We start from the raw sequence: 26,427 nt of genomic DNA, 5'->3' as shown, positions 1-26,427 counted from the left end.
AAAGTGTGTGCACCTTCCGCACTAACCATTCCTCCTTACGCATTCAATCTCGACCGGAGCGTTCGATCTCGTATGCGCTTGATCAGCAGGAGGTAGTCGGAGACAGTGCACATCGAAGCTTTTTAAAGCCGCTAGGCATTCGTGAGCTTGCTAGACGCATACTGAACATACCAATCGCGTACCCTGGTTTCGCAGCAACTACCCCATCTCATCTTCCGCCGAGCCAATGCGAAATATCATAGCCGAACCGCGTGCGCTGCCATACTGCCCGTGCTGAGAGATAGGTGACGTTGTACCGGAGACATGGTGTAGTGCACCCCGATTTTGAGACAAAAGCATGGTAACAGTCCTCCGTTAGGAGGACTAATGAGGACGGACGATCCTGGGCGGCGGATCGTCAGCAGGGACGGGATATCGCTTGCGCCTTCGCTCCCTCATCCTTACCTTGGACGCCCCGCTTCCCCCGTCCCTTGATCGCCTCGCGCCTTGCGCGACGTGCTTCCGCGACCGTCGGCACCGGGTCGTCTAATCCATTTGGATTAAGACAATAGGATAAATTTGATTATATTGCGCCGCACAAAAAAACGTGCAACGATCGTTACGTTACTTGGGGAGGAATGACATAAACCGCGTTCAGAAGGATCTGTGGCTATGTTTATTTTCCGGAAGAGTAATAAAACGATAAGTAGCGGCGCTTCAGTCAGACTTTCTTCTTATGCAGTTCTTGGCGTCATGGGGACAGTATTTGCCTCGTCCGCACTTCCGCCTTTCTTCACATCGACATCCAGTCGTGCGGTGATCAACGCCCCGCTTGTCCCGTTGACGACGCCGATCAGCGGAAAGGTGACGTCGCTCGGGTCGACCGACGACATAACGGTCGAGAACGATCGCGTCGACAATTCGACTTTGATCGGGTTGAAGGTTCAGCTGACCGCGCTCCAAAATGAATTCGAACAGAAGAACTCGATCGCTGTCGACTATGCCCAGCGTCTCCACGGTCTCGAAAACGATTTGCGCGATCAGCAGACCGCGCTGCTCGCGAGGATCGATGCCGATCTTAAGGCTGCGCAGGCAGCCTTCGAAATGGTTACCTATTCGGCCCGGATCGCACGATCGCAGGCTGCCCGCAAGCTCAAGCTCATGACCAAGGGGATTGCTGCCGGCTCGGCGGACGAGATCGCCGACACCGTCCGCCTGGAAGACACCAAGGTCGAAGCGGCCAAGCTCGCAGTCGCCAAGCTCTCGACGGAATTCGACTTCGCCCGCAAGGGTATCTATGTCGGCTCGGAGCTTCAGTCACTGCAAAATCTTCAATTGGAGATCCGCACCCGCAAGGCAGACCTCCTGCAGATCAAGATGCAGATCGCGACGATGCAGTCGAAAGAGGCTGAACTCAACGGCCTTGTCATGACGGAATCGCAGCGCATCGACAGGCTCGCCCGCGCCGATATCCGCATTCCGCCGACGAACGTCCTCTACAAGCCGGTGGCGGCATCGGGCCGCGAAGTGACAGCCGGCGACACGCTGGCGGAAACGCTGGATTGCCGACAGGCCTTCATCGTTGCGATTTTCTCCGAACGGCAGGCGCAGGCCCTGGCCGTTAGCTCCAAGGTTCAGGTTAACGCAGAGAATTGGGGGCAGCCGGTCGATGGTGTCGTCGAGCGGCTGATTCCGCGCACGACCGAGAGGGTCGACCTCGACTATGCCGTACCCTTTCCGCCGACGGAACGGCGCGAGCTGTACGCTTATATCCGACTGACCGAGTTCGCCCGGTCGTCCGTCCAGAGCAAGCAGTTCTGCTCGGTCGGCACATGGGTCGAGGTGACTATGCCCCATGAGTGGGTGCAGCGGACCGAGGATTATATCCGCGAGGCATCGACATCGCTGCTGGGCATCGCGCAGGCATCGCCCGCACAATGGCCGGCAGCGCGAGCCGAGTTGAGTGGCGTGGTCCGGCAATCGGCCGAGCGGATCGGCCTGATGGCATCTGAGGATCAGCGCAGTAAGAGCCGGCGAGATGGGCAGCCTGCCGTTGATCGCGATCGTATCCGGGTCGGCCATGCGGAGGAAAATGCCATCGATCTGCTGAACGACCGGATGGGAATTCTGCCGCGGAAGGGCTGATGACCGCGTGAACGGCCGTTTGCCGACATGATCCAGACATCGACCATTTCCGACGAGCTCGGCGGCCGCAGACATGCGGCCAGCGAGAGTATGCCCAGTCCATCGAACCAAGACAGAGAGAAGGGCAGCGGCCATGTTTTTCAGCTCCGACGACGACCTCTCCAATGTCCTCACTTTCGATGTCGTGATTGCCGCCTGTGCAATCCTATTCGCCTTGCTTGCCGATCCGAAACGGACAGTCGACAGGGTCGTGTTCAGCCTGCTGATGCTGGCCTCCCTCGGGCTTTACATCTCATGGCGCGCCCTAGACACGCTTCCTCCCTTCGATATCTCCATCGATGTGCTCTGGAACTATGTCTACTTCCTCTTCGAGGCGATCTCGGTCGTCTATGCCATCGGTTCGGTCGTGATCCTGCTGCGAACGACGGACTGGTCTCGCGATGCCGACCGCGGGGAGCAGGAGCTGGCCGCCGCCATCCGGGTTCCCCCGGTCGACGTCTTCATCTGCACCTACAACGAGCCGCTCAACATCCTGGAAAAATCGGTCATTTCAGCCCAGGCACTGAACTATCGGAATCTGCGGGTCTTCGTCTGCGACGATACGCGCCGACCCGAGATCCGGGCCTATTGCGAACGGATCGGGGTGAGTTATCTGACACGGCCTGACAATGCGCACGCCAAGGCCGGAAATCTGAACAATGCCCTGGACCATACGAACGCCCTCTCCGAGGTTTCGGATTTTATCATGGTTCTCGATGCTGACTTTGCCCCGCAGGCGAATTTCCTCAATCGGGTGATCGGCCTCTTTAGCGACCGCAAGGTCGCCGTCGTGCAGACGCCGCAGTTCTATTTCAACAGCGATCCCATTCAGCACAATCTCGGCATAAGGCGCTCCTTCGTCGACGATCAGCGGGTCTTCTTCGACACTTTCCAGCCGGCTAAGGATGCCGTCGGCTGCGCATTCTGTGTCGGCACGAGCTTTGTCGTGCGCCGGGGAGCGGTCAACGAGATCGGCGGCTTCCCGCATGATGCGCTGTCCGAAGATATGCTCTTGACCTATCGCTTGATGGAGCGAGGCTACGTGACACGCTGGCTCAACGAGAAACTGAGCGTCGGGCTCTCGGCGGAAGGTATTCCCGAATATATCACGCAGAGAACCCGCTGGTGCCTCGGCACGATCCAGATCGGACTGCTGCGCAACGGGCCGCTCTGGCGCGGCAATTTCACGCTGACGCAGCGATTGCACTACCTGCACGGTCTCTTTTGCTGGCTATCGAAGCCGTTCATCCTCTGCCTCTTGCTCGCACCTTCGATCTACTGGCTGACCGGCGTCTCGGCGCTGCAGGCTGACGAACTGCTGTTCATGAAATTTGGGCTGAGCTCGCTCTTCATCTTCTGGGCCTATTCGACCTGGATCTCGGAAGGACGGACGCTGCCGCTCTTTACCGAGGTCACCCATGCGTTGACGGCGGTGCCAATCACCATCAGCCTGTTGCAGGCAATCCGCAAGCCCTTCGGCCGGCCTTTCAAGGTGACCGAGAAGGGCGGCGACCGGTCGACGATCCGCATTCACCGGCCGACGGCTTTGTTTTTCGGCTTCGTCGCCGCCATGTCCGCCTTCTCCGTCATCCGGGCGGTTTACGATTGGGACGCGCCGGTGGAATTTTCGGCGCGCGAATGCCTCAATCTCATCTGGTCGTCGGTCGCGATGCTGATTGCGTTCACCAGCTTGATCTGCTGCATCGAGCTTCCAAGATTTGGCCAGGAAGAGCCCATCGAGATGACGATCCCCGCGAAATATCGGGCCAACGGTCGGATCGAGGACGTTACGATATCGGCCTTGTCCACAGAGGGGGCTTCCATCCCCGGACTGATCGCCCGCGGCGCGGAGGACGAGGCGATGTTCATCCCTGATGTCGGCTGGGTTCCGATAGGCCCCAGCCCGATGCCCTCCACGCAATTATCGCTGTCGCCAGCGCCGGATCAGCACAATGCCATCCTGAGACTGCTCTTCAGGACCGCGCCAGACAATGTCGCGGAAAAGGGTGATCTCAGGCGATCGGTTCAGATGCTGCTTTCGCGAGCCTTCTCTTGAGGTCGGCCAAAGCATCGTCAAAGGAGGTCTGATGATCGCTGTTGCGAGGTGGCTTCTGGTGCTCGGCACGCTTGTTGTTCCTGGGATTTCAGGCTCAAGGGCTGGTGATGAGGACCCGCATGCAAAGCTCGCGGCTAAGCTCTGCGACGGCCTTGCCGCGCGCATGACCGGTGACCCCGCGCAGCCCTTCATCTTCCGCAGTTTCGAGCCTTTCGACCAGAATTCGACGCTGCATCCGGCGCTCGAGAATAGCGGTTTCACCTACGACAATGCGCTGGCGGTCATGGCGCTTTATGCGTGCGGCCGAAGGCCTGAGGCAAAACGCGTTGCCGACGCATTGGTGCTGGCGCTGTATACCGACCGCCATTATCGCGACGGCCGGCTGCGGAATGCGTATCGCTCCGGCATTGTTATCGTGAGTGCGAACGGCATGCTGCTGCCCGGCTATTGGAGCACTGCGAACAATGCCTGGCTCGAGGATGGATATCAGGTCGGCAGTGCCACGGGCAGCACGGCCTGGGGCGCGCTGGCGCTGCTCACCGCCTACGACGAAACCAACGATCCGGCCTATCTCGACTCTGCGCGCACGGTCATGGCGTGGGTCGATGAAAATACCGAGGATCCCGACAATGTCGGTTATTTCGGCGGCTTTTTCGGCGGAGAGCCCACGCCCGATCGCATGACATGGAAATCCACCGAGCATAATCTCGACGTCTATGCCGCAAACCGTTGGCTTGCCGGCCTTGATCCCAGCGGCGACTGGAAGCGCCATGCCGAGCTCGCCCGCTTGTTCCTGGACGCAATGTGGGATGAGCCGGCCGGTCATTTTTACATCGGCAGCGTGCCCGGCAGCAACGCGCCGAATACCGGCACGTCGGGCCTCGATTCCGAACTCTGGCCGCTGATCGCAGTTCCGGCCTATGCGGATAAGGCCCGCCGGGTGCTGGAATGGACCGAGCGCAATCATGGTGTCGCTGGCGGCTTCGATTTCAACGAGGATCGCGACGGCATCTGGCTGGAAGGCACCGCGCAGGCGGCGCTTGTCTTTCGTCTCGTCGGCCAGGAGGACAAGGCAGGACCGCTGTTCGACACGATCTCTACGCAGATCGCACCGGATGGCTTGGTTTATGCGACCAACCAGGAGCAGCTTTCCACCGGCCTTCAGGTCGGCCCGACCTCGGATCTCGGCGATTTCAAGTACTACCGCCTGCCTCACATAGGGGCGACGGCATGGGCCGTGCTGGCGGGGCTGAAGCATAACCCTTTCCTCTGGAAAGCGGCTCAATTGCAACGGCCGCTTTGAACGCCTCCCGATCAATTTCCGCTGAGGACAGGCGATCGGGATGGACGCCGGTCCCCACCTCCAAATGATGCACGCCATCAGCCGCGAAGGAACGCCAGCAGATCCGCGTTCAAGCGGTCCTTGTCGACATGCAGCAGCCCGTGGGAGCCGCCTTCGTAGACAATGAGCTTCGCATGTGGAATGAGCCCGGCGGTCAACTTCGCGGAGATTTCCAGCGGCACGATCTGGTCGTCGCTGCCATGAACCACCAGCGCGGGAACGGTGATCTTCTTGAGGTCATCGCGGAAATCGGTTTCTGAAAACGCCCCGAGCGCATGGTAGGCGGCAAGAAAACCTGTCATCTGGCCCTGCCGCCAATAGCTCTCCCGCAGGCCTTCTGAGACGTGCGCCCCGGGACGATTGAAGCTGTAGTACGGCATGGTGACGTCGAGATTCCACTGCGACCGGTTTGTCTGCACGGCGGCGCGGAACGTGTCGAACAGCTTCTTAGGAGCACCGTTCGGATTGGTCGTGGTCTTGAGCAGAAACGGTGTCACCGAAGAAACGAAAGCGACCTTGGCGACGCGGCTCTGGCCATGGCGCGCGACATAGCGTGCGACCTCGCCGCCGCCCATCGAATGGCCGACGAATGTCGCCTCGCGCAAATCGAGCGCCCCGACGAGCTGGGCCAGGTCGTCGGCGAAGGTGTCATAGTCGTAGCCGCTGGACGGCTGACTCGAGCGCCCAAAGCCCCGACGATCGTGGGCGATGACGCGATAGCCGTTCTGCAGCAGGAAGAACATCTGGTCTTCCCAGGCGTCGGACGAGAGCGGATAGCCATGGCTGAACACCACGGCCGGCCCGGTGCCCCAGTCCTTGAAGTAGAGGCTGGTGCCATCTTTCATGATCAGCCGGTCCGCTGTCGGCTTGCCGGTATTTGTCGGCGTCGGTGTTTTTGCATCGGCTGAGCTGACTGACGCCAACAGCGGCAAGGCCGACGCCGGCGGCGGCAACCCCCTTGAGCAGGCGCCTGGAAGCGCCATCAGGTGTTGGGATCGTAGATGCGATTAGTGGCATTCACAAAGCTGTCACACAATGATAGATTGAAGCTGCGCAAGTTACTGAACTCCAGTTCACCCCGACTCGCGCGTTCAACAGCGCTCCTGTTGCTGCCCTGCCTGGCCCCACCCGGCAGGGCAATTTTTTTGAAACAATCGGAACCTTAATTGGGCAAAACATTGTGGAGAGTGGGCGATACTGATGTCACCAAGTCTACCACATACTTCAACTATTAACCGAGCTAAGCCCACGTCGGATAACCATTCCCGAGTGTCAGCAAATGGTCATACAAGAGAGACAGGCAGTTGCGGCTTTCGTCGTCGTTGCCTTGATCGGAACTGCTGTAGGGGTGCGAACGTCGTAAGCAGGGTCGGATGGCGGACTATCTCACACGTCTCGACTTCATTATCCTGAGGACGTTGCTGCATCTTTATCCGCCCTTGCAGCATCCCTGGACCATCTTAATCAGGTTGTGGGGGTGATTCGAACCTTTAGCTGAACGATCCCAGCGAGCTTATCGAACAAGGGCGTTGGAGGTGACAATACCGTACTGTCACAACTCCTTTAGGTAGAGACCACCGAGAAGGAATTCCATTTTGCATTCCGTCGACTTGTAAATTAACATTTCGTCATGACTCTATTTAACATTTCGCCATACATCTAATTAACGTTTTGCCACATTTAAATTGACATTCTGCCAAGGCTGTGGTTAACATTCCGCCCAAGCCATAAAGGCTCCTATCCAGCTGATTAATCTCGTATTTTTGCTTCAGGAAATGCCATGGCCGACGACTTATACGAGAGACACATAAGGTCGGAGCTGGAGCTTGCACTTGAAAGCGCACGGATCGTTAACCTGATCGGCCCACGCCAAATCGGCAAGACGACCCTCGTGCGTGATATGCTGGGAAGCGGCCATTTTGTGTCGTTCGACGATGAGAATGTTCTTGCGGCGATTGAAGCCGATCCGCGAGGCCAGATGCAAACCTTGGTCACGGCCGCGAACGGCGAGCCCATCATCATTGATGAAGTCCAGCGCTCAAAGAAGATTGCGCTCACAATAAAGCGCGTTGTCGACGCCGATCGCAGGATGGGCCAATTCCTCCTGACTGGCTCCTCGAATGTTTTCGTTTCAGCTGATGTACTCGATTCTCTTGCAGGCAGGGTTCAGACGCTCAAGATGCTGCCCCTAAGCTCAGCGGAGATCGACGATGCCGGTCCATGCTTGATATTGGACTGGGCCAAACAGAGTGGTGAACTGAATGCGTTGCCCCCCTGCAGGAGTATATCGAAGATCGAGGTGATCGACCGCATCATTCGCGGCGGGTATCCCGAAATCCGGCCTCTGTCGGAACGCTCTCGTCAACGCAGATACAGAGAGTACATCGACACCATCGTAGACCGGGATGTCGCGGACGTCATGAAAATAAGACGACCGGATTCGATGCGTCGGTTGATAAATCAACTTGCCGTCAGAACCGGAAACGAACTGAACATGACCGATCTCGGCGACAAGGTCGGCCTGACAAGGCAGGTCGTAGGAGAATATGTAGATATCCTGAAACGCCTGTCGCTTGTCATCAGATTGCCCACCTGGACGTCCGGCGAGGCGGGGCGCGATATCAAGCAACCAAAGTGCCACCTCATCGATACAGGAATTACTGCCGCCTTGCGTGGATTGGCGGCAGGCGATTTCGCGCTCGGGAAAGATCAGACCCCTTTAGGCGCACTTTTCGAAACCTACGTGTTTACTGAGTTGCTGAAATGTATCTCCTTGCAGCGCGATGAATGGCGTCTCTACCACTGGCGAGACCGGAGAGGACGCGAAGTCGATGTCGTGGCGGAGAGCGGCAACCTCGCCGTGGGATTCGAGATGAAAGCCTCCTCGACCGTCACCCGCGCCGACTTCGATAACTTCGATGTCTTTAAGAGCGGTCCTGCCGCCAAATGGGACTTTTTAGGCTTGGTGATCTACACCGGGGATCAGGTCTTAGCATTTGGAGACAGGCAATTTGCGATACCGGTGTCGATCTTCAGTTCATTCCCGAAGGCAACAACGCCATCATGAGCGGGCTTGGATAAAGTCGGCTTTAGCGGCCAAGATACTCAACCAGGTTTGGGAAGGCCCTAATCGATCGAAGCGATTGCGTCGGGATCAAATCCGCGTCTGAGCTGATAGTCACGCTCTTGAGTTCCCATCAGGGGTGAGTAGCGGTCACAGCAGGAAAATGTCCCGCCACACCGTCAGTGGAGGCGATATCGCCGGTTTGTTTGTGTGCTTTGCAGCTCCCCTGAAAACAAGAGGGCTTAATGCCGGAGATACCTTGCCATTCCGTTTTGCGACAGAACCGACTGAGCTGCTCAAGCGCAAGCCGCCTAAACTGGCAGCTGTCGCACTCGCCAACAAGATGGCGCGCATGGCTTGGAAGCTCATGGTCTCCGGAGAGACATACAGCGCGCAATCAGGGCCAGCTTTGACGGGATGCGCCGCATGACGATTGGGAAGCAAGAACCAGGGACATGATCTTCACCACGTGTTGGTAATACGACAACTTGCAGGATAATAGCAGATGGTGTGATCGATCGATCCGGGACACAGGACACCCCGGGAATCCCATTGGCCCCTCAAGGCCGCCTTGATGTTTGGGACCTGTGTTGCGGAAACCATCTTGGCCAGCGTTCATGTGCGAACGCAACAACAGGCCGGACATATGGACGCAAGCGATCAGATCAAATTATCTCAAAATATCTTGCGAGTCGGGGGCCGTCCACATATGGGATTTGAACCGTAGTCCCTCGAAGTCAGATTGCAATGTCGCGGGAGTTTCGTGAATAAAAAGAATGACTTAATATTGCGCTGTGAAGTGATACGTTCCACTATGAAGCTTCGTTTTAGGCTGTTAAGTTCCGCGTCCCTTTCAATGCTTTTTCCATTTTCCATGAACCCAGACTAATACGAATAAAGCAGCGTGCCGCAAGGGTTCTGGGTTGTATCGCAAAATAAAAATCAGGGTGAAAGGGAGGTAGGGCTCGACATTCTTGTAACCGATCACAGGGCTTGCTCATTTCAGCCCAATGATCGTTCTAGCGTTAAGCCACAGGCAACGTGACAACGCCTCTGCCGCAGAGCGGTTTCAGTTTTAGCGCGTGCCCGCCTCGCGCATTTGTAAAGGCAGAGTTTCCCACGCCCGGATCAGTTCTCCGATGGAAGCCGCCTCCATCTTGTGCATGACATTGCTGCGATGGAGTTTGACTGTGACTTCACTAATGCCAAGATCGAAGGCGATCTGCTTGTTAAGTCGTCCATGCACCACTTCATACAGCACTTCGCGCTCGCGCTGCGTCAACGTCTCAAGACGTTCTATGTTGCGCCTGGCGATCGCGGCTTCCTTCCGTCGTTCGACATCCATTGCAATGCCCGTAGTCACAGCGTCAAGCAGTGTCTGGTCCCGCACCGGCTTGGTCAGAAAATCCACAGCGCCCGCCTTCATCGCCTGGACGGTCATCGGAATATCACCATACCCGGTCAGAAAGATGATCGGCTTGGGGTTGCCGCTTTCCGCAAGATGCTGCTGCAAATGGAGACCGCTTGCGCCGGGCATGCGCACATCGAGTATCAAGCAGCCGGGGCGGTCCAATATATCGGCGCCAAGCAATTCCCGGGTCGAGGCAAAGCACACCGGCTGGAAGCCCGCTGACAGGATCAATTCCGCCAACGCTTCTCGAACAGATGCATCGTCATCGACAATAACGACGAGCGGCTGATCCTCTTCTTTTCCACACTGCAGTGATAACGGCGCCGATCTGCGCAGCAACGGTTGGTCAACTCTCATGTCACCCTCCATCTCTCGATTCGTGCAACGCATTGGCGATCGCGGCGAGTAGGGCCTGAGCATCGAAGGGCTTGCGGAAAAAACCGCTGATGCCTCGAGCGCGGCTCTGATCCGCTATTTCGTGGCGGCCTGTGACCAGGAATACCGGCAGTTCTGGACGTGCCTTCTTCACGAGGTCGCGAAGTTCAAAACCGTCTATGCCAGGCATCCCTATATCGGTGATGAGCACATCCAGGTCCGATAGTCCGTTGACGAGCAACGATGCTGCCGACGAGAAACTACGAGCCACATAGCCCGCAGATTCCAGGAGGTCGCCGACCGACTCAAGCATTCTCGGATCGTCATCAACAACTGCCACGACATGTCTTGTCTTGTTCATGTTCAATTCCCTCCCACTCTTCGTGAGTGGGTAATCGGTGTTTCCAGTCTCTCCGCCATGCGAACGAGATCGGCGAACGATGCTGCCGCCATTTTCTGCATCACGTTCCTTCTGTGGATTTGCAGCGTGACTTCACTGATCCCTAGCTCTGCCGCCGCCTGTTTGTTGAGAAGACCGCTCACGACGAGCGGCAAAACCTCGCGCTCTCGCGGTGTCAGCTCCAGATAGCGTTGTCTCAGAATGCTGAGCTCAGCGCGTTCCAATCTCTTTTCCCGATCCTGGGCAATCGCTGCGCGGACCGCTGCCATCAGATCCGCTTCGCTAAAAGGCTTGGTCAGGAAATCAACGGCGCCGTGCTTGATCGCGCGCACCGAAGATGGGATGTCACCATGTCCTGTAATGAAGACTATCGGTGGATGACCCCCATCCGCGATCTGTTTCTGGAGGTCAAGGCCATTGATATCAGGCAATTCGATGTCGAGGATGAGGCAGGCAGGGACATCCGGCTTGTCCGCGCTGACATAGTCGCCTGCGGATCCAAATACGGCTGCGCGCATGCCATGCGAGTCAAGGAGCTCGCTCAGTGCCTCTCGAATTCGTTCGTCGTCATCAACGATGAAGACAATATGATCGTCGGTTGTCATGGTACCGCCTTCATTTCAACCGGCAGGGTGAAGGTGAACCTCGCGCCATGCGGCTGGTTGTTCTCCGCCCACAACCGTCCGCCGTGTGACTCGACAATAGAACGGCAGATCGCCAGCCCCATACCCATGCCGTCTTCTTTTGTCGTAAAGAACGGCTCGAATATTCTCTCTGGAAATTCAATACCCTGGCCGAGATCGCTGATGTCAGTCTGGATGACATCCCCCATATAGCGCAGGTGTATCCCCAGCACTCGGTCGCCGGTAATAGAGTCCATAGCCTCCATGCCGTTGCGAATGAGATTGATCAGAACCTGCTGGATCTGGACACGATCGATGGCAACGAGCGGAAAGTCGCCATCGATCTTCACGTCCATCCGCACGTGACGTCGTGATGCTTCAACAGCCACCAGGCTCCGCGCTTCGTTGATAACGCTAGCGAGTGCCGTGTAGACCCTCGCATCCACAGATTGCTTGAACAAGGCGCGAATGCGGCTGACAACATCCGCCGCCGAGTTGGCATCCCGAATGATGCGTTCTACCGTTTTCTCGGCTCGCTCGATATTTGGCGGTTCGGCCATGAGCCAGCGTTGGCAGGCGTGCGAATTCGCAACGACGGCCGCCAGGGGCTGGTTCACCTCATGGGCGATAGAAGCCGAAAGCTCAGAGAGGCTCGCCGCCTGGCTTGCCCGTGCAAGACTCTCTTGCGCAAGACGCAATTTTTCCTCCGCCCGAACTTCGCCATCGATATCCAGGCAGATGACATTCCACTGAACGATCGCACCTCCCGCGTTTCGCATTGGAGCAGCACGGGTCTCAACCCAGCGATATTCGCCATCGAATTGACGCAGGCGGTGCCTACGCGCGTAAGGTTGGCCCGTCGCCAATGAATGCGCATAGTTCTCTTTGACGCCAGCGACCTCGTCAGGATGAACGCCGGCATCGAGCGTGCCGGCCAATCGGGACTTTCCTGTCCCGTCCAGATCTTCGAGCTTATATCCAAGGAAATCGCGGAGTTGAGGGTTGCGATAGACCGGCTCGCCATCCGGTGCGGCGCAATCGATCATGACGGGGAGCGTTTCAACGAGCTGCCAGAGCGAGCGTTCTCTCTCACGCACCTCCTCCTCAATGCGCAGTTGATCGTCGATGTCATGCGAGAGGCCGTACCACTGGACGATGCGCCCGCTCTCATCCCGCATAGGCTCCGCACGCCCCGACATCCAGCGATAGACCCCATCCGCGCGACGGAGGCGATAATTCAGTGAAAAGGTCTCACCGGTGGCGAAAGAGTGGTTGAGCGCGTCCGCCAGTCGGATCGCATCATGGGGATGGACGAGCGCCGCGATGGCGGCAGCTAGCCCGCTTATTTCCGCCCCATCGTAATCCCCAACATCTAAACCGATGAACTCGATCATGCGTTTGCTGAAGAAGAGCGGTTCGCCCGCTGGATTTAGCCGCCAGAGGAGGCTCGGAACCATGTCGACGAGCTGCGAGAATTCCCGCTCCCGGTTGCGCAATGCCATCTCCGCCTTCTTGCGCTCGGTGATATCGATGAAACCGACCAGACTCTTGTCGGCAACCGCGCCGGGCCGGGCGGTTGTGAAAAGAACATCGATGACGCTACCGTCCATGCGCGCTACCTTGGTCTCTTCCTGAAAAACTTCTTCGCCTCGATACCGCGCCTCGATGGAGCGTCGTATGGTGGCCATGCTCGGTTGCCAGTAGCGGGAAATCGACCCGAGCATCTCCTCGGCATTCTTCGCGCCGAACATCGTGATGATATGCTGGTTGACTTCTTCAATTTCCAGAGCTTCCAGCGCACGCGGCAGGAATTCCGGATGTTCGTCTAAATAGGTTTTGAGTTCCGTCACACCCTGTTCCCGCAGCTCCTTGAACAAGGGGATGAGCTTGCTTGCGTCCACCTGGGTGAGCCCGATGGGCATGTAGTGGAAGAGGTCGCGGTAGCGCCGTTCGCCTTGTCGCAAAGCCTCCTGCGCGGTCACGAGATCGTGGATATCCACGCTCACGCCGTACCAGTGGACAATCGCACCGGTATCGTCGCGCAACGGCTCTGCCCGGGTCTCAGTCCAACGATAGCTGCCGTCGGTCCGCAGCTGACGATACCTCTGAACGTAGGGGGCACCCGTTCGGAACGAATTGCTGATGTCTTGCCGAGCCACGTCTCTGTCGTCTGGATGGATCACGCTCAGGGACGGCGACCCATCAGGCGCCGTGATATCCTCGAGCGTAGCGCCCGTTACATCCCTGAACCGCTTGTTGATGTAGATCGGCGTTCCCTGGGGTGTTGTGGCCCAAATCAGAGCCGGCACCGCATCGATCAGCTGCTGGAGCTCCCGCTCGTGTTCTTCCAGGGCCCGCTGCGCGCGCACCTCGTCATCGATGTCTAGGGCAGCCGCGTACCATTGCACGATCACTCCCTTTTCATCCCGCAATGGCTCGGCGCGGCCCTCCATCCAGCGATAGACGCCGTCTGCGCGGCGGCGGCGATATCTTATCGTATAAGGCTCACCGCTGGCGAGGGCGCGGTCGAGCACCTCCCGCATGCGCAGGCCATCTTCGGGATGGACGGTTGCCCCTATGAGGGCCACCAAGCGGCTCATGTCAGGTTTGTCCCAAGCCGCGACGTGGTCGAGGCCGATGGATTGCAAAGTACGCTTGCTGAAGAAGGTCGGCTCGCCGTTGGGCGACATGCGGCCGATGTGAACCGGGACCATATCGACGAGCAGCGACAGCTCCCGCTCTCGCTCTCGCAACGCCTCCTGTGCGCGAACCTCGTCGTCCACGTCGACGTTGACGCCGTACCATCGCAGGATAGCTCCAGACTCATCTTGCAAAGGTGCAACCCGGGCCTCAACCCAGCGATAAACCCCGTCGTGCCGAAGTTGCCGAAGTCTCAGGCTGTAAGGTTGTCTGGTAATAAGTGAGTCGGCCAATGCCTGTGCAGCCCTTTGCTTGTCTTCAGGATGGATCAAATTTAGTGAAGCAATGCCGTCGGGCGCTCTCATATCGGCAAGCGTAGCGCCCACGATATCTGTGAACTGCTTGTTCACGTAGTCCGGCTTTCCTTCGTTCGTTACAGTCCAGATCATGGCCGGCACAGCGTCGATCAGTTGTTGAAGCTGCCGCTCACTCCGCCGCACTGCCTCCTCGGCCTGCATCTGGTCCTCGACATCGTGACCGATGCCATACCACTGGGTGATGCTTCCAGTCTGATCCCTCATCGGCTCAGCACGGCTTGACATCCAGCGATAGACGCCGTCGTTCCGCCGCAGTCGATAGCGCATGGCGAACGCCTCGCCAGTGACAAGACTACGTCTCAAGGTATTCTTGAGCTCAAACGCATCATCGGGATGAATGACGGTTCCAATGACAGCCTCCAACCGGCTCATGCCCGATTTGTCGGCATTACTGACGTCCAGACCGAGGAAATCGACCATGCGCTTGTTGAAGAAAGTCGGCTCGCCGTCGGGCCGCAGACGCCAAACGTGGCTCGGGACCATATCGACCAATTGCGAGAGCTCCCGCTCCCGGTCGCGCAAGGCCTCCAGGCTTTGATGCAATGTAAGCACCGCCAGTTGGTACTGCCGGGATATGGCGGCTACGATCAGCGCCGAAAATGCCGAGATCGCCAGAAAAAGCTGCAGCATGATTTGCTGGTGCCTCTGCGACTCCGGATTGCCGGTAAACTGACTTGCGCCGGATAATGTAAAAACGGCGGTGATCAGCGCAAGGAGAGCCAAGGTGACGGCGGCACCTTTGAACTCGAAACGCACCGCAGCCCAAAGGAGGGGCGGCATGATAATATAGGCAAATGGCAGGTAACCGCTCAGCGAAAGGGCGGCGACGCCAAGTAAGATCAGCCCCAGGGCGCAGGCTTCGATCCAGCGAGCGGCCGAAAGCTGTGCTTTACCGCGCCAGTTCTGGAATACGACCAGCGCCAGTGGAGCTACGATCAAGACCCCAGTGGCATCTCCGATCCACCAAAGGGGCCAAGCCGCCTCGAAGGTTTGCGACAGTATGCCAAACCATGCAAGTGTCGCACTTCCCACGGTCGCGCTTACAACTGGCGCAATTCCGGCCCCCAGCAAGACGAATGCAAGAACTTCCCGCAAGGTTTCCAGCCGAATCGATTGCCTCAAAATCCGGCTCACGAGCCATGCCCCAACGACCGCTTCCAGAGCGTTGCCGATATAGATCAGGAAGGCAGCAGGAAACGGACTGTGAAACCACAGAAAATTGCTGAACAATTCAGCCAAGCAGCCCCCCAGAATCCACCATGGCCAGCTAGACCGGGAGGAAAGAAGGAGCGTAGCAATGAAAAGCCCGCTCGGCGGCCAAATGGAAATACCTGTTCCTGGCACGATTGCGAGCAACTGAGCGAATCCGCAGCCCAGGATATAGGCAGCAATAAAAAGGCCCAGATGCAAGAACTGGGGGTGGTGCGACCATATGCGTAGTATCCGCAGCCGCTGTCGGGCAACGAAAGCCAGACGACCGTCAATGTGTTTTATATAACGTATTCTCGTTTTTGGGGCTGGCGAACTCATGATGGCAACGTAATCCCGCAAGGCTCCAGCTGCAACTCATGGAAATCCATGCATTACACGGAAACGTTGTTGTTGCGCTCTTGGAAAGCCCCGATGCACCGGGCAAACCGAGAAGGTTCGGTGAGGCCGGGCGCGACATTACCGCATCAATCCAAAGCAATCGTCTCGGCAGCTCCATCCGAGATCACTCCTCTTATCCGGATCGAGTAAGCTCCGAACCACACGTCGCGCAGGTGATGTCATGTTTGGATGGTGCGCGTTTAGCAATGCGGTTTTGGCCGGTGTTTTGATTGGTGCTGTGGCCTGTTTGGTGGTCCGCTGGTTTGGCTAGTCGTCACGTGAGGGCCGGTTGCCCGACCTCATTCTGGACGAGACAGTGTTCAAGGCAAGCGGTACCCATTGCTGTCATAGGGCCATTTCCACTTGCTGATTTCCGGCATGTCCTCACCGCATTGGCGAACATATCGGTGATGTTCTTCGAGCTTATTGCGGAAATGGTCAATCACCTCGACCGCCTTTTCCTTGAGTCCCGGTACGCGCATGATTGCCTCCATGGCCAGATGGTAGCGGTCGAGCTCATTGAGAACGGTCATGTCAAATGGCGTCGTTGTTGTGCCTTCCTCGATAAAACCCCGGACGTGGATATTGCCGTGGTTGGTGCGCCTATAGACGAGGCGGTGGATCAGGTGAGGATAGCCGTGATAGGCGAAGATCACAGGTCGATCCGGCGTGAACAGCCCATCGAAATCTTCATCGGTGAGGCCGTGGGGGTGTTGTTCCTTGGATTGAAGAGCCATCAAGTCGACGATATTAACGACGCGAATCGACAGTTCCGGAATGTTCTGACGGAGGAGATCGACCGCGGCGAGCGTTTCCATCGTCGGCACGTCGCCCGCGCAAGCCATAACCACATCGGGCTCGACGGCACTCCGTTCGTTACCAGCCCACTCCCAGATTCCGATCCCCGCCTTGCAATGCTCGATGGCTTCGGTCATCGGCAGCCATTGGAGTTCCGGCTGCTTACCGGCCACTATGACGTTGATGCGGTCAAAGGTGCTTAAGCAATGGTTGCTGATCCAAAGCAAGGAATTCGCGTCAGGCGGCAGATAGATACGCACCGTATCTGCCTTTTTATTGGCAACAACGTCGATGAACCCCGGATCTTGGTGACTGAAGCCATTGTGGTCTTGCCGCCAGACGTGAGAGGTCAACAGGTAGTTCAGTGACGAAACCGGCTTGCGCCACGGTAGCTCGCGCGACACCTTCAGCCATTTGGCGTGCTGGTTGAACATTGAATCGATGATGTGGATGAATGCCTCGTAGCAGGAAAACAGGCCATGCCGGCCAGTTAGCAGATAGCCCTTAAGCCAACCTTGGCAGAGATGCTCGCTGAGCACCTCCATCACCCGGCCGTCGCGGCTCAAATGCTCGTCATAGGGCTTTGTTTCGCCCATCCAGGCGCGGTCGGTAACTTCGAAGACGCTGCCGAGACGGTTGGACTCCGTTTCGTCAGGCCCGAAGATGCGGAAATTGGCGCGATCTGCGTTAAGAGCCAGGGTGTCGCGCAAATAATGGCCGAGGACTTCCGTCGATTGTGCCATTGTCCCGCCGCGTTCGGGGATCGCTACGGCGTAGTCGTGAATGTCCGGAACGACGAGTTCACAACGCAGGAGACCGCCATTGGCGTGAGGATTGGCGCCCATACGTCGTTTACCCTCCGGCGCGAGCGCGCGCAATTCGGCCTTCAATCGTCCGTCGGGACCGAATAGATCCTGGGGATCGTAGCTTTGCATCCAGTCCTCCAGGATCTTGCGATGTCCCTCATCCTCTCGGCAATTGGAAACGGGCACTTGATGCGCGCGCCAGAAGCCTTCCACCTTTTTACCGTCGACTTCCTTTGGTCCCGTCCAGCCTTTTGGGCTCCGGAGCATGATCATCGGCCAACGGGGGCAGAAATTTCCGGGCGCGCCGGTGCGGGCCTCCCGTTGAATGGCGCGGATACGATCGAAGACCAGTTCGAAGGTGACTGCCATTGTCTGGTGCATCTGGTATGGGTCCGATCCTTCGACGAAGAAGGGTTCGTAGCCATAGCCGATGAAGAGATGGCGCAGATCTTCATCGCTGCTGCGGCCAAGAATGGTCGGATTGGCGATCTTATAGCCATTGAGATGCAGGATCGGCAGCACCGCGCCGTCTCGGGTAGGATTGAGGAATTTGTTGGAATGCCAGCTCGCGGCCAGCGCACCGGTCTCGGCTTCACCGTCGCCAACGACGCAGGCGGCGATCAGATCGGGATTGTCGAACACCGCGCCGTAGGCGTGAACAAGGGCATAGCCGAGTTCGCCGCCCTCATGGATCGAACCAGGCGTTTCCGGCGCCGCGTGGCTCGGAATTCCACCCGGGAAGGAAAACTGACGAAAAAGCTTGCGCATGCCATCTGCATCCGCAGAAATATCCGGATAGATCTCACTGTAGGTGCCTTCGAGATAGGTGTTGGCAACCATGCCGGGACCGCCGTGCCCAGGCCCGCAAATATAGATGATATCGAGATCGCGTTGGCGGATGATGCGGTTGAGGTGAGCATAAAGGAAGTTGAGGCCTGGCGTCGTCCCCCAATGACCGAGCAGCCGCGGCTTGATGTGCTCTGCCTTCAAGGGTTCGCGCAGCAGAGGATTGTCGAGAAGATAGATCTGTCCGACAGACAGATAATTCGCTGCTCGCCAGTAGCGATCAATCAGCGTCAGTTCGGCAGCGTCGGGTGTGAGAGTGGAAGATGCGGCTAGCTGCTTTTCCATGTGATTGCTCCGATTTAATGTGGTGGACTGTGAGACTAACCCCGATGAAACGGGGTGCTTGTGATCTGAATTACTCGGCCGCCAAAATCACGAGGGCTTCATCGGCGATGATCTGCTCCTCGTCAGTTGGAATGACGAAGGCTGTGATGGTGCTTGCTGATGTGCTGATGACTGGCGCATTAGCGGCATTCGCATCGCTGTCAATATAAAGGCCGTGCCATCGGAGGCGGTCGCAGATCGCGGCGCGTATTTCCGGCTGATGCTCGCCTATCCCCGCGGTGAAGACGACGGCGGCGAGGCCGCCGAGCGTCATCGTCATGCGACCGATCTCGCCGGCAATGCGCAAGGCGAAGAGGTCAACCGCCTCTCGCGCCTCCGATCGTTCGCTCATCAGCAGATCGCGCGTATCTGCGCTGATGCCAGAAACACCAAGCAAACCGGAATGGTGGTACAGCATATCTTCCACGCTTTGCAGCGTTGCGCCTTTCATTCCAAGAAGATGCAGCAGCACGCCAGGATCAAGAGTGCCGGAGCGCGTCGCCATGGGAATGCCGTCGAGCGTCGAAAACCCCATGCTGCAGTCGCGGCTGATGCCGCCATCCAATGCGCACAGGCTGGCGCCGCTGCCGAGATGGGCGATGATGATTTTGGCGGCGGCAGCCTCCGGTGCGCGACGGCACAATTCAGCGGCAATGAAAGCATAGGAAAGGCCGTGAAAGCCGTAACGTTTGATTCCCTGGTCGTGCAAGGCTCGAGGAAGAGCGAAGCGGCGAACGAGGTCGCTTTGGGTGGCGTGGAAGGCGGTATCGAATGAGGCCGTTTGAGCGAGGGCGGGCTTCAAATGTCTGACGGCGAGGATCAGGCGCAGGGCTTGTGATTGGTGCAACGGCGCCAGCGCCGCCAGCGCGTCGATGTCGCCAATAGTGGCGGCATCGAGCCGAACCGGACCGGTGAACCGATCACCCCCATGAACGATACGGTGGCCGACGGCACGCATCCGGTCTATATTGAAATGTGCTCCGAGGACTTCGAATGCTTCGGATATGGTATCATGTAGATCCTCGTCCGCCTCTGCTTTCAGAGGAACATCGAAGACAGCAGATCCTTCGGTTAGATGGAAGCTAAAAGGGCGGCGGCGGAAGTCGATCAGTCCCGTACCGATGCGGTGGGCTCTTTTTCCGTCGATCTCGAACAGGCCTATTTTGACCGTCGATGATCCTGCATTGAACGTTAAAAGCTGGTCAGTGTGCGTCATGTCCAATCTCTCGCGATGATGTCGTTCAATGGTCGTGGCGTCCTGCCGGACTACGGTCTCCAAGAGGAGCTGCAACTGATTTTATGCTGCTGCGAGCGAACCGACGAAGAAGGGAAATTGAAACGTTACGCATAAACTATCTTGCTCATTGCTGAGGATACACTTTAGTAAAGCAGTTAAAGACATGGCAGATAAACGAAGGTTTGCGTAATGCCCTTAGTTCCTGCAACATCCATACGTTCGCACAACAGCGATTGGCAGACCGTACGACTGGAGGCGTTACTATGCTGGATCTGGAGCCGGAGAACCCCGTGTTTCACTTAGAAACATGGAGATGGTTCTCTTTCTGAGCGGAATTGACTCAATGATCTGATCGAGAAAGACAATGTTGATCTAACCATCACAATTAACAACCTGCCGGATACAGCGCTCGTACGTCAACCGACGTTTGCAATTACAACAGTTTCATGTCGCGGCCATGACCGCCTATAGGAATGGCAATATGAAAGACATCGAGTTTTGTCGAAATCCGACTATCCAATGCTATTAAAGGCGATAATCTTGATGCAGATGCGCGCATGAGCACCGGTCATCTCAAGCGCGCGTTTCACCACCTTCCGCATGTCGCCGCGCACTTTTCTTTTCAAAAAGAGGCTAGAACGCACTCAGTTGATGATGCTTAAGCCCGAACGATGCATTTCTGCCATTGCGTTCGCTTATGAATTGTCGGACCAAGCGCGTTTTACACGTTTCAAGGGGCCACCTGTGCCCGCCGGCCCTCGGACAAAGCTCAGGAACGCAGGTCTTCGACCTCAAGCGGCCGTGTAGTATCGACCTTCATACGCTTGGCCTCGTGCATCTGGTCGAATTTACGGACGACGTCGACCAGGGAGCGAGCTTGCAGCTTCTTCATCATCCGTCCCCGATGGAGTTTCACCATGATCTCGCTGATCTTCATCTCGTAGGCGATTTGCTTGTTCATCATACCCTCGGACACATAGGCAAAGACCTCCGTTTCGCGAGGTGTTAAGGTTTCCACACATGCCCGTGATTGTAGGAAAGCAGCGGTCTGATCGCGCAGTTCGAGATTGCGCTTGAAAGCCAACAGGGTGGTTTCGATGAGGGTCTCTCCATCGAACGGCTTCAATAGAAAGTCAAACGCGCCCTCCTTCATGGCATGCACGCTAATCGCCACATTGGCGTTGCCGCTCATAAAGATTATTGGAAGAGGATATCCCATCGCCTTTAGCCGTGCCTGAAGCTCGATGCCGGTCATTCCGGGAAGCCTGACATCCAGGAGTATGCAACCCGGCAATGATAGATCGGCGTTGTCGAGGAACTCGTCGGCTGTGCCGAATGCATCGGCGCAAATTGCGGTCGACTCGAAAAAATTCAATAGCGACATTCTGAGGTTGGGATCATCGTCGATGATGTGAACGGTCGCTTGCGGGCTGTCAGAGCGGATAATCTCGAGCATTTGACTTCTCCTGAGTTGTGTTCATGGGGATCAGTCTAGGCTTTTTTCTTGACCCAGCAGATTGTTTCAGAGCCAACTTTATCGCTTTCGCAAATTGATCACCATGAGACTCCAGCCGCAGTTAACCTGTCCGAAAGTCTAGGGCGGCCTTGTCTGGATGGTCAGGTTTGTGGCTTATGTGCCTGGAGGGGCGTCTTCGCATCCTGCTTCGTGGCGCAGGTTCAAACATAGAAAAGGCCGCCTTTGATAATCAAAGACGGCCTTGGGCGGACAAGGCTGATGCCACCGTGCTTCGCTTGGGGAGAGAGCGGCCGAAGCGAGGCTGTCACGGTCACTTGGGAGGCAATTGTCGCGCCGTTGACGAATGCGAAACTACAACGGCTGGCCTTTCCGCTCATGCTTGCGTTTTGCGGGTTTCCCCTCAATTCCTTTGAAGTTTTTCAGCCTTGCGAACCAGATCGGCAAGAGAACGACTTTGCATTTTGCGCATCACGCTCATCCGATGCAGCTTCACAGTCATCTCGCTGATCCCGAGTTGATACGCGACCTGCTTGTTCATGAGCCCACTGATGACACCAAACATTACCTCCAGCTCTCGCGGCGTCAACGTGTCGACGAGCGCGCGGATCCGATCCCGGTCGCGTTTCAATTTCCGTCTCGCGCCATCTTGCCGAATTGCGTGGTCGACGGCATCGAGCAGATCCTGATTGACGAACGGCTTCGTTAGGAAATCGGCCGCTCCGGCTTTCATCGCTCTGATACTGGCTGGAACATCTGCATCGGCCGTCAGGAAGATGACCGGCATTCGGCTTCCTATCGCAATCAGATGGCTCTGCACGTCAAGGCCTGTACCTTCAGGCATTCGAAGTTCAACCACGACACAGCCAGGCGCGCTCGTATCCGCCGTGCTCAGGAACTCGTGCCCGCTGGAGTAGGCCGTGGCCCGCCTTTTCGTCGCCTCGAAGAGATCGAGCAAAGCGTCCCGCACATCCTTGTCGTCATCGATGACGTAGACAATGGGATCGGCGGTCGAATCCGATGTCAATTGCAAGTTTTGCATGACCTATCCTCCATTAACTTGCAAACGGGCATTCCTCAAAAGAGGATGGCAGCCACCGCCACATGGTTGACAAACCAAACGACGTCGTTCGCGGCCGCTCGCAACTAATTTATCACGGGTTCTCATTCGGCAGATGGTAAACCTCGGTTTACATCGCAACACCGTGTGAGCAAAGACCGACAGCGGCTGGCAGTCCTGGCTTATGGTCCTGGGCTGGATGGGTGGGACGCTCGGCTGCCATTTCGTTGGCCACAGGAAGAAACCGGAAAAAACCCTGCATTCATCATCTCCATCGCGTCCGGTTGACACAGCTCACGAAGATCGAGCTATCATTTCAAAAATACATCAGCATCCCAAACATTGGTTTGCATTGACCTGGCTGGCAGTAGGTTCGAATCTCGCGATGGTGAATGGACCCCAGCAACTGGAACACCTTACTACCGGAAAATGTGACGAAAATCGCCGTTGTCGGCGCAACCGGAATGACAGGTTCCAGGACCACTCGGCTTCTCGAATGTGACGGATTCGACGTAGCGAAGGGTTCGGCAATACTTGCTCGATCGCCGAATTGGCGGTGACGAAACCGACTAACACGATTATGAAAATAGACGGGCACGAACAACTTCGACGGGTCGAGCTTGCGAAAGAGCTCGTAGCCGCGACTGAAGATCCTCACCTTGTCGTGACAAATCCTGCAGCGCGGTATTTCGGCATTTCTTTGCCCGATAACGGGCTTCGCGGACCAGCCCGCCGTGCCTGCAATCGTTGGGATCAATGCGTCAAGACGTGACCGCCACGACGTCACGGTATTCCGGGTGGGCAAGCAAGAAGTTTTCCATAAAGGAGCACCTGATTATCGCTCTCCTACCTTGCTCGCGAAGAATATCGAAAACGCCCTGAACAAGCGCCGCACCGATACCCTGCCCCTCAAATTCCGGGACTTCGACGTGGAAAAATACAAAGTTTTCGTTTTTAATTTCGTAGTACGCCGCCGCCCACATCCCATTGTGAATTTGCCGTTCAAAACGGTGCTGTTCGCTGTTGTTTCTGACTTGGGAATCCATTGCGTTCTCCTTCCGAGCTGTTCATGGATGGGGCTATGATGGAGCGATATGATCTGCTGCTTCAGCTAAACGGAAGTGATGATGTCGGATGGCGCTCCAACAATGAAACGCTCGCCATCGATCCGGCAATTGTGAACACTACCAGCGGCGACATCTCAGCGAAGACCTCGCCGATTCCCCACGCGGCGATTGCGCCGACGACGAGGGCAGCAGGATCGCCCGACGCGCTCACGGATTGAATAACACGTTGATCACGGTGCAATTGGCATGTGCCATTCACGCTGCAACTGGGAACGGCCAAGGCACATGTTCTCGGCCTTGGCCGCTTGTCCGTTCGAAATTTACGCAACGGCCTTGGCGCGCTGCGCAAACCATGTCTTGACGTCCAGCCGCCCGAGCTTTGCCGTTCCGAGGGGAACCAGGGATTGGTCGTCGACGAGAGAGCCAAAATACCTGGCCTCCTTGTCGACGACTACGGTCCGCGCGTCACCAGCGGCGGCAAGATAGCCGGTCACGAACGTACTCATCGGCCTTTTCTCAGGCCCGGCGATTTCGATGGTCCGGTTTTCCGAAGTCGAGGTTGCAGCTTCAGCGACGAAGCCTGCGACATCGTCTGCAGCTATGGGTTGGAATGCGCCGGGCGATACATGAACTGTCTGCCCAACCGTAGCGCTGTCGGCGATGCCGCCCAGGAATTCCATAAACTGTGTCGATCTGACGATCGTATAGGGAACGCCGCCATTCTTGACGATGCTTTCCTGCACGACTTTCCCCGGAAAGTAACCGTTGTCGGGCGACCTTTCGATGCCGACGATTGAAAGCGCCACATGGTGACGAATACCGGCTGCTTGCTCGGCCTTGATCAGATTCGACGTGGACTGCTCGAAGAATGAGAGCACGTCACTGGGCTGAAAAGACGGAGAGTTGGCCAGATCGATCACAACATCCGCGCCGGCGAGTGCGCCAGGGAGCCCCTCGCCTGTCAGCGTGTTGACTCCGGTGGAAGGGGACGCCTGTAGCACATCATGTCCCTGGTTCCTGAGGAGCGCTGCAACTTTTGTTCCGATGAGGCCGGAGCCTCCGATAATAACGATTCTCATGGTTCTACTCTTTGCTTGGAGATCCTTCGCGGGATCTTTCGTGGTTTCGAGAACAAGGCAGCGGCGGTTTGCCGTGAACTCTCGCTGCCCAGGCGGCAATCTTAGTTGTCGGGATACACCAGCTTCGTCTCATCCATGTCGGCCTGCGATTTATCCGCAGCGACGGCAGGTAACGCGATCATGGCCGTGCATAGCGGACCCATCGCCGGCGTCCGCATGATTTTCTCCTTCCTAACGTGTTTGATTATGCCCGGATCGTACGCGCCGCTGGGAGGGCGGAATAGCTATACGATGGTTGGGCGCGATTGTGGCTTCAACGGCTATCGGCGCATATGCCACATCACGATTCCAGCAACCCCAAAGAAACTTATCAGTAGCGGCAGCAATTGAAGTTTCTGAGCCATACCCGTTCTCGCGACATGAAATCCGAGCCGATGCCTGTCCCGTGACCAAGATACGGATTGAGACGGTTGGGATTTCGAAGCAAATATCTGATCTGATTTCTTCGGGGCGCAGCGCGAGCCAACACCATAGTTGACCGACGGGAGCGGCTATCAAACGATAGGTCTGCCCCTTAGCAGCTATTCGAGGCGACTTCGGAACAGCCATGATGCTGCCCCTAGCGTCACGACGGCAATCGCAAACAGCGGCAACGTTTGGTGCAATACCTCGGACAGGGGGATGTCCTTCAAGAATATGCCTTTTACGATGACGAGAAAGTAGCGCAGCGGGTTGATTACTGTGATTGGCTGCAACCAGTTTGGCATGTTTTCTATGGGAGTTGCGAAGCCGGAGAGCAGCGTTGCCGGCACGAGAAACAGGAACGCGCCGAGGATTGCCTGTTGTTGGGTCATCGACAGCGCCGAAATGAAAAGGCCGATACCTGCGATCGAGGCCAGATAGAACAGTGAACTTGCGTAAAGCAGAACGAGTGACCCGCGCTGCGGAACCGCGAAGATGAAAGCGGCGGCGAGAATGTAGACGGTCATGTGAAACAGGCCGATCAACATCGGTGGCGTAAGCTTGCCGATGACAATTTCGTGCGTGCGCAGCGGTGAGACCATCAATTGGTCGAAGGTACCGAGCTCACGCTCTCGTGCGATCGAGAGCGCGGTCACGATGAGTCCAATCAGGAGCGCGATGTTCGCGATGAGATTTGGCACCATGAACCACTGGTAGATGAGGTTGGGATTGAACCAGTAGCGTGGCACGATTTCTATCATTGTCGCCGCCCTCCGTTTGCCTGCGGGCGTCTCCGCGGCCAGCGCCAGCACTATCTGGGTAATGTAGCCGGAAACGATCTGGGCAGCGTTCGATCGACGCCCGTCCAGCAGGATTTGCATGTTCGCCGATTCTCCGGCTTCGATGGTGCGAGAGAAATCCGGGCCGACTGTGATCGCAGCAGCCACCCTCTGGTGGTCGATTGCGTCGCGGATCTCCTGCGGACTGTCGGTAAGCATGACATGTCGGAATCGCGGCGACCCCTCGATACGTGCAACCAGCTCCTCGCCCCAGTGACCTGCATCTCGATTGAGCAGCATCACATCGACGTTTCGAACCTCAAGTGTCGCCGCATAGGAGAACACCACGAGCTGCACGATTGGTGGCCCGATTAGGATGGCGCGACCCTTTGGGTCACGAAGCACCGCTAGCAATTCCTTCAATACAAGTGCTTTAAGCCTCGTCCACCACATC

General features: G+C 56.9%; 16 protein-coding genes and 2 pseudogenes. 6 read left to right on the top strand and 12 right to left on the bottom strand.

The window, feature by feature from the left end; all coding sequences use genetic code 11:
* The first annotated feature begins 732 nt into the window (after positions 1-732).
* The 3 genes from CCGE531_RS28990 to CCGE531_RS28980 all read left to right on the top strand — a co-directional run bounded on the left by CCGE531_RS28990 (position 733) and on the right by CCGE531_RS28980 (position 5,522).
* Entirely contained in the window at positions 733-2,124 is a 1,392-nt protein-coding gene (locus tag CCGE531_RS28990; protein ID WP_120670267.1) for an HlyD family efflux transporter periplasmic adaptor subunit, read from the top strand.
* Positions 2,125-2,257: 133 nt separating this feature from the next.
* On the top strand, positions 2,258-4,219 hold the full coding sequence (locus CCGE531_RS28985) for a cellulose synthase catalytic subunit (protein ID WP_120670265.1): 1,962 nt from the start codon (positions 2,258-2,260) through the stop codon (positions 4,217-4,219).
* A gap of 31 nt (positions 4,220-4,250) precedes the next feature.
* Positions 4,251-5,522 carry a hypothetical protein gene (locus CCGE531_RS28980; protein WP_120670263.1) on the top strand — a complete coding sequence of 424 codons (1,272 nt, stop codon included), beginning with the start codon at positions 4,251-4,253 and terminating at the stop codon, positions 5,520-5,522.
* Positions 5,523-5,599: 77 nt separating this feature from the next.
* On the opposite strand, the pseudogene CCGE531_RS28975 reads toward CCGE531_RS28980, so the two are convergent.
* Positions 5,600-6,578, bottom strand: a pseudogene (locus tag CCGE531_RS28975) (alpha/beta hydrolase).
* A 763-nt stretch (positions 6,579-7,341) separates the two neighbouring features.
* Between CCGE531_RS28975 and CCGE531_RS28970 the strand changes: the two are divergent.
* Complete coding sequence (locus CCGE531_RS28970; protein ID WP_120670259.1) at positions 7,342-8,628, top strand: ATP-binding protein; 1,287 nt, start codon at positions 7,342-7,344, stop codon at positions 8,626-8,628.
* A gap of 286 nt (positions 8,629-8,914) precedes the next feature.
* Positions 8,915-9,055: pseudogene (locus CCGE531_RS28965) on the top strand (IS110 family transposase); the annotation flags it as partial.
* Positions 9,056-9,700: 645 nt separating this feature from the next.
* On the opposite strand, the gene CCGE531_RS28960 reads toward CCGE531_RS28965, so the two are convergent.
* The 9 genes from CCGE531_RS28960 to CCGE531_RS28915 form a co-directional block, all read right to left on the bottom strand.
* Complete coding sequence (locus CCGE531_RS28960; protein WP_120670257.1) at positions 9,701-10,393, bottom strand: response regulator transcription factor; 693 nt, start codon at positions 10,391-10,393, stop codon at positions 9,701-9,703.
* Between the two features lies 1 nt (position 10,394).
* Positions 10,395-10,772 (bottom strand): response regulator, encoded by a 378-nt coding sequence (locus tag CCGE531_RS28955; protein WP_120670255.1) that lies wholly within the window; start codon positions 10,770-10,772, stop codon positions 10,395-10,397.
* A gap of 2 nt (positions 10,773-10,774) precedes the next feature.
* Positions 10,775-11,416, bottom strand: coding sequence for a response regulator (locus tag CCGE531_RS28950; RefSeq protein WP_120670253.1), 642 nt, complete (start codon positions 11,414-11,416; stop codon positions 10,775-10,777).
* Positions 11,413-15,894, bottom strand: coding sequence for a PAS domain-containing protein (locus tag CCGE531_RS28945; protein ID WP_245459514.1), 4,482 nt, complete (start codon positions 15,892-15,894; stop codon positions 11,413-11,415). The genes CCGE531_RS28950 and CCGE531_RS28945 overlap by 4 nt, the downstream gene beginning before the upstream one ends.
* Positions 15,895-16,361: 467 nt before the next feature.
* A complete protein-coding gene (locus CCGE531_RS28940; protein ID WP_120670249.1) occupies positions 16,362-18,776 on the bottom strand; it encodes a phosphoketolase family protein in 2,415 nt (804 codons plus the stop codon).
* Between the two features lie 70 nt (positions 18,777-18,846).
* Positions 18,847-20,031: an acetate/propionate family kinase gene (locus CCGE531_RS28935; RefSeq protein WP_120670247.1), complete on the bottom strand. Its 1,185-nt coding sequence runs from the start codon at positions 20,029-20,031 to the stop codon at positions 18,847-18,849.
* 790 nt (positions 20,032-20,821) lie between these two features.
* Complete coding sequence (locus tag CCGE531_RS28930) at positions 20,822-21,508, bottom strand: response regulator (protein WP_120670246.1); 687 nt, start codon at positions 21,506-21,508, stop codon at positions 20,822-20,824.
* A gap of 421 nt (positions 21,509-21,929) precedes the next feature.
* Entirely contained in the window at positions 21,930-22,568 is a 639-nt protein-coding gene (locus CCGE531_RS28925; RefSeq protein ID WP_120670244.1) for a response regulator, read from the bottom strand.
* A gap of 779 nt (positions 22,569-23,347) precedes the next feature.
* Complete coding sequence (locus CCGE531_RS28915) at positions 23,348-23,632, bottom strand: GNAT family N-acetyltransferase (protein WP_120670240.1); 285 nt, start codon at positions 23,630-23,632, stop codon at positions 23,348-23,350.
* Between the two features lie 35 nt (positions 23,633-23,667).
* Between CCGE531_RS28915 and CCGE531_RS28910 the strand changes: the two genes are divergently transcribed.
* The gene (locus tag CCGE531_RS28910) at positions 23,668-23,871 is read left to right on the top strand and encodes a hypothetical protein (protein WP_120670238.1); all 204 of its coding nucleotides are present in this window, start codon (positions 23,668-23,670) and stop codon (positions 23,869-23,871) included.
* A 102-nt stretch (positions 23,872-23,973) separates the two neighbouring features.
* Here the strand turns inward: CCGE531_RS28910 and CCGE531_RS28905 are convergent, their stop codons facing one another.
* Positions 23,974-24,732 (bottom strand): SDR family oxidoreductase, encoded by a 759-nt coding sequence (locus CCGE531_RS28905; protein WP_120670236.1) that lies wholly within the window; start codon positions 24,730-24,732, stop codon positions 23,974-23,976.
* A 581-nt stretch (positions 24,733-25,313) separates the two neighbouring features.
* Positions 25,314-26,426, bottom strand: a complete 1,113-nt coding sequence (locus CCGE531_RS28900) for an ABC transporter permease (protein WP_120670234.1) — start codon at positions 26,424-26,426, stop codon at positions 25,314-25,316.
* Between the last annotated feature and the right edge of the window lies 1 nt (position 26,427).

Origin of the sequence: Rhizobium sp. CCGE531 (genome assembly GCF_003627795.1) — a bacterium.
Taxonomy (GTDB): domain Bacteria; phylum Pseudomonadota; class Alphaproteobacteria; order Rhizobiales; family Rhizobiaceae; genus Rhizobium.
The sequence above is the reverse complement of the archived record's forward strand: the minus strand, read 5'-3'. Positions and strand labels throughout refer to the sequence as shown.

Bases quoted from the DNA above. Each gene is read 5' to 3' on its own strand.
- CCGE531_RS28990 (WP_120670267.1), top strand. From the start codon at position 733: ATGGGGACAGTATTTGCCTCGTCCGCACTTCCGCCTTTCTTCACATCG.
- CCGE531_RS28985 (WP_120670265.1), top strand. From the start codon at position 2,258: ATGTTTTTCAGCTCCGACGACGACCTCTCCAATGTCCTCACTTTCGAT.
- CCGE531_RS28980 (WP_120670263.1), top strand. From the start codon at position 4,251: ATGATCGCTGTTGCGAGGTGGCTTCTGGTGCTCGGCACGCTTGTTGTT.
- CCGE531_RS28970 (WP_120670259.1), top strand. From the start codon at position 7,342: ATGGCCGACGACTTATACGAGAGACACATAAGGTCGGAGCTGGAGCTT.
- CCGE531_RS28960 (WP_120670257.1), bottom strand. From the start codon at position 10,393: ATGAGAGTTGACCAACCGTTGCTGCGCAGATCGGCGCCGTTATCACTG.
- CCGE531_RS28955 (WP_120670255.1), bottom strand. From the start codon at position 10,772: ATGAACAAGACAAGACATGTCGTGGCAGTTGTTGATGACGATCCGAGA.
- CCGE531_RS28950 (WP_120670253.1), bottom strand. From the start codon at position 11,416: ATGACAACCGACGATCATATTGTCTTCATCGTTGATGACGACGAACGA.
- CCGE531_RS28940 (WP_120670249.1), bottom strand. From the start codon at position 18,776: ATGGAAAAGCAGCTAGCCGCATCTTCCACTCTCACACCCGACGCTGCC.
- CCGE531_RS28935 (WP_120670247.1), bottom strand. From the start codon at position 20,031: ATGACGCACACTGACCAGCTTTTAACGTTCAATGCAGGATCATCGACG.
- CCGE531_RS28930 (WP_120670246.1), bottom strand. From the start codon at position 21,508: ATGCTCGAGATTATCCGCTCTGACAGCCCGCAAGCGACCGTTCACATC.
- CCGE531_RS28925 (WP_120670244.1), bottom strand. From the start codon at position 22,568: ATGCAAAACTTGCAATTGACATCGGATTCGACCGCCGATCCCATTGTC.
- CCGE531_RS28915 (WP_120670240.1), bottom strand. From the start codon at position 23,632: ATGGATTCCCAAGTCAGAAACAACAGCGAACAGCACCGTTTTGAACGG.
- CCGE531_RS28910 (WP_120670238.1), top strand. From the start codon at position 23,668: ATGATGGAGCGATATGATCTGCTGCTTCAGCTAAACGGAAGTGATGAT.
- CCGE531_RS28905 (WP_120670236.1), bottom strand. From the start codon at position 24,732: ATGAGAATCGTTATTATCGGAGGCTCCGGCCTCATCGGAACAAAAGTT.
- CCGE531_RS28900 (WP_120670234.1), bottom strand. From the start codon at position 26,426: ATGTGGTGGACGAGGCTTAAAGCACTTGTATTGAAGGAATTGCTAGCG.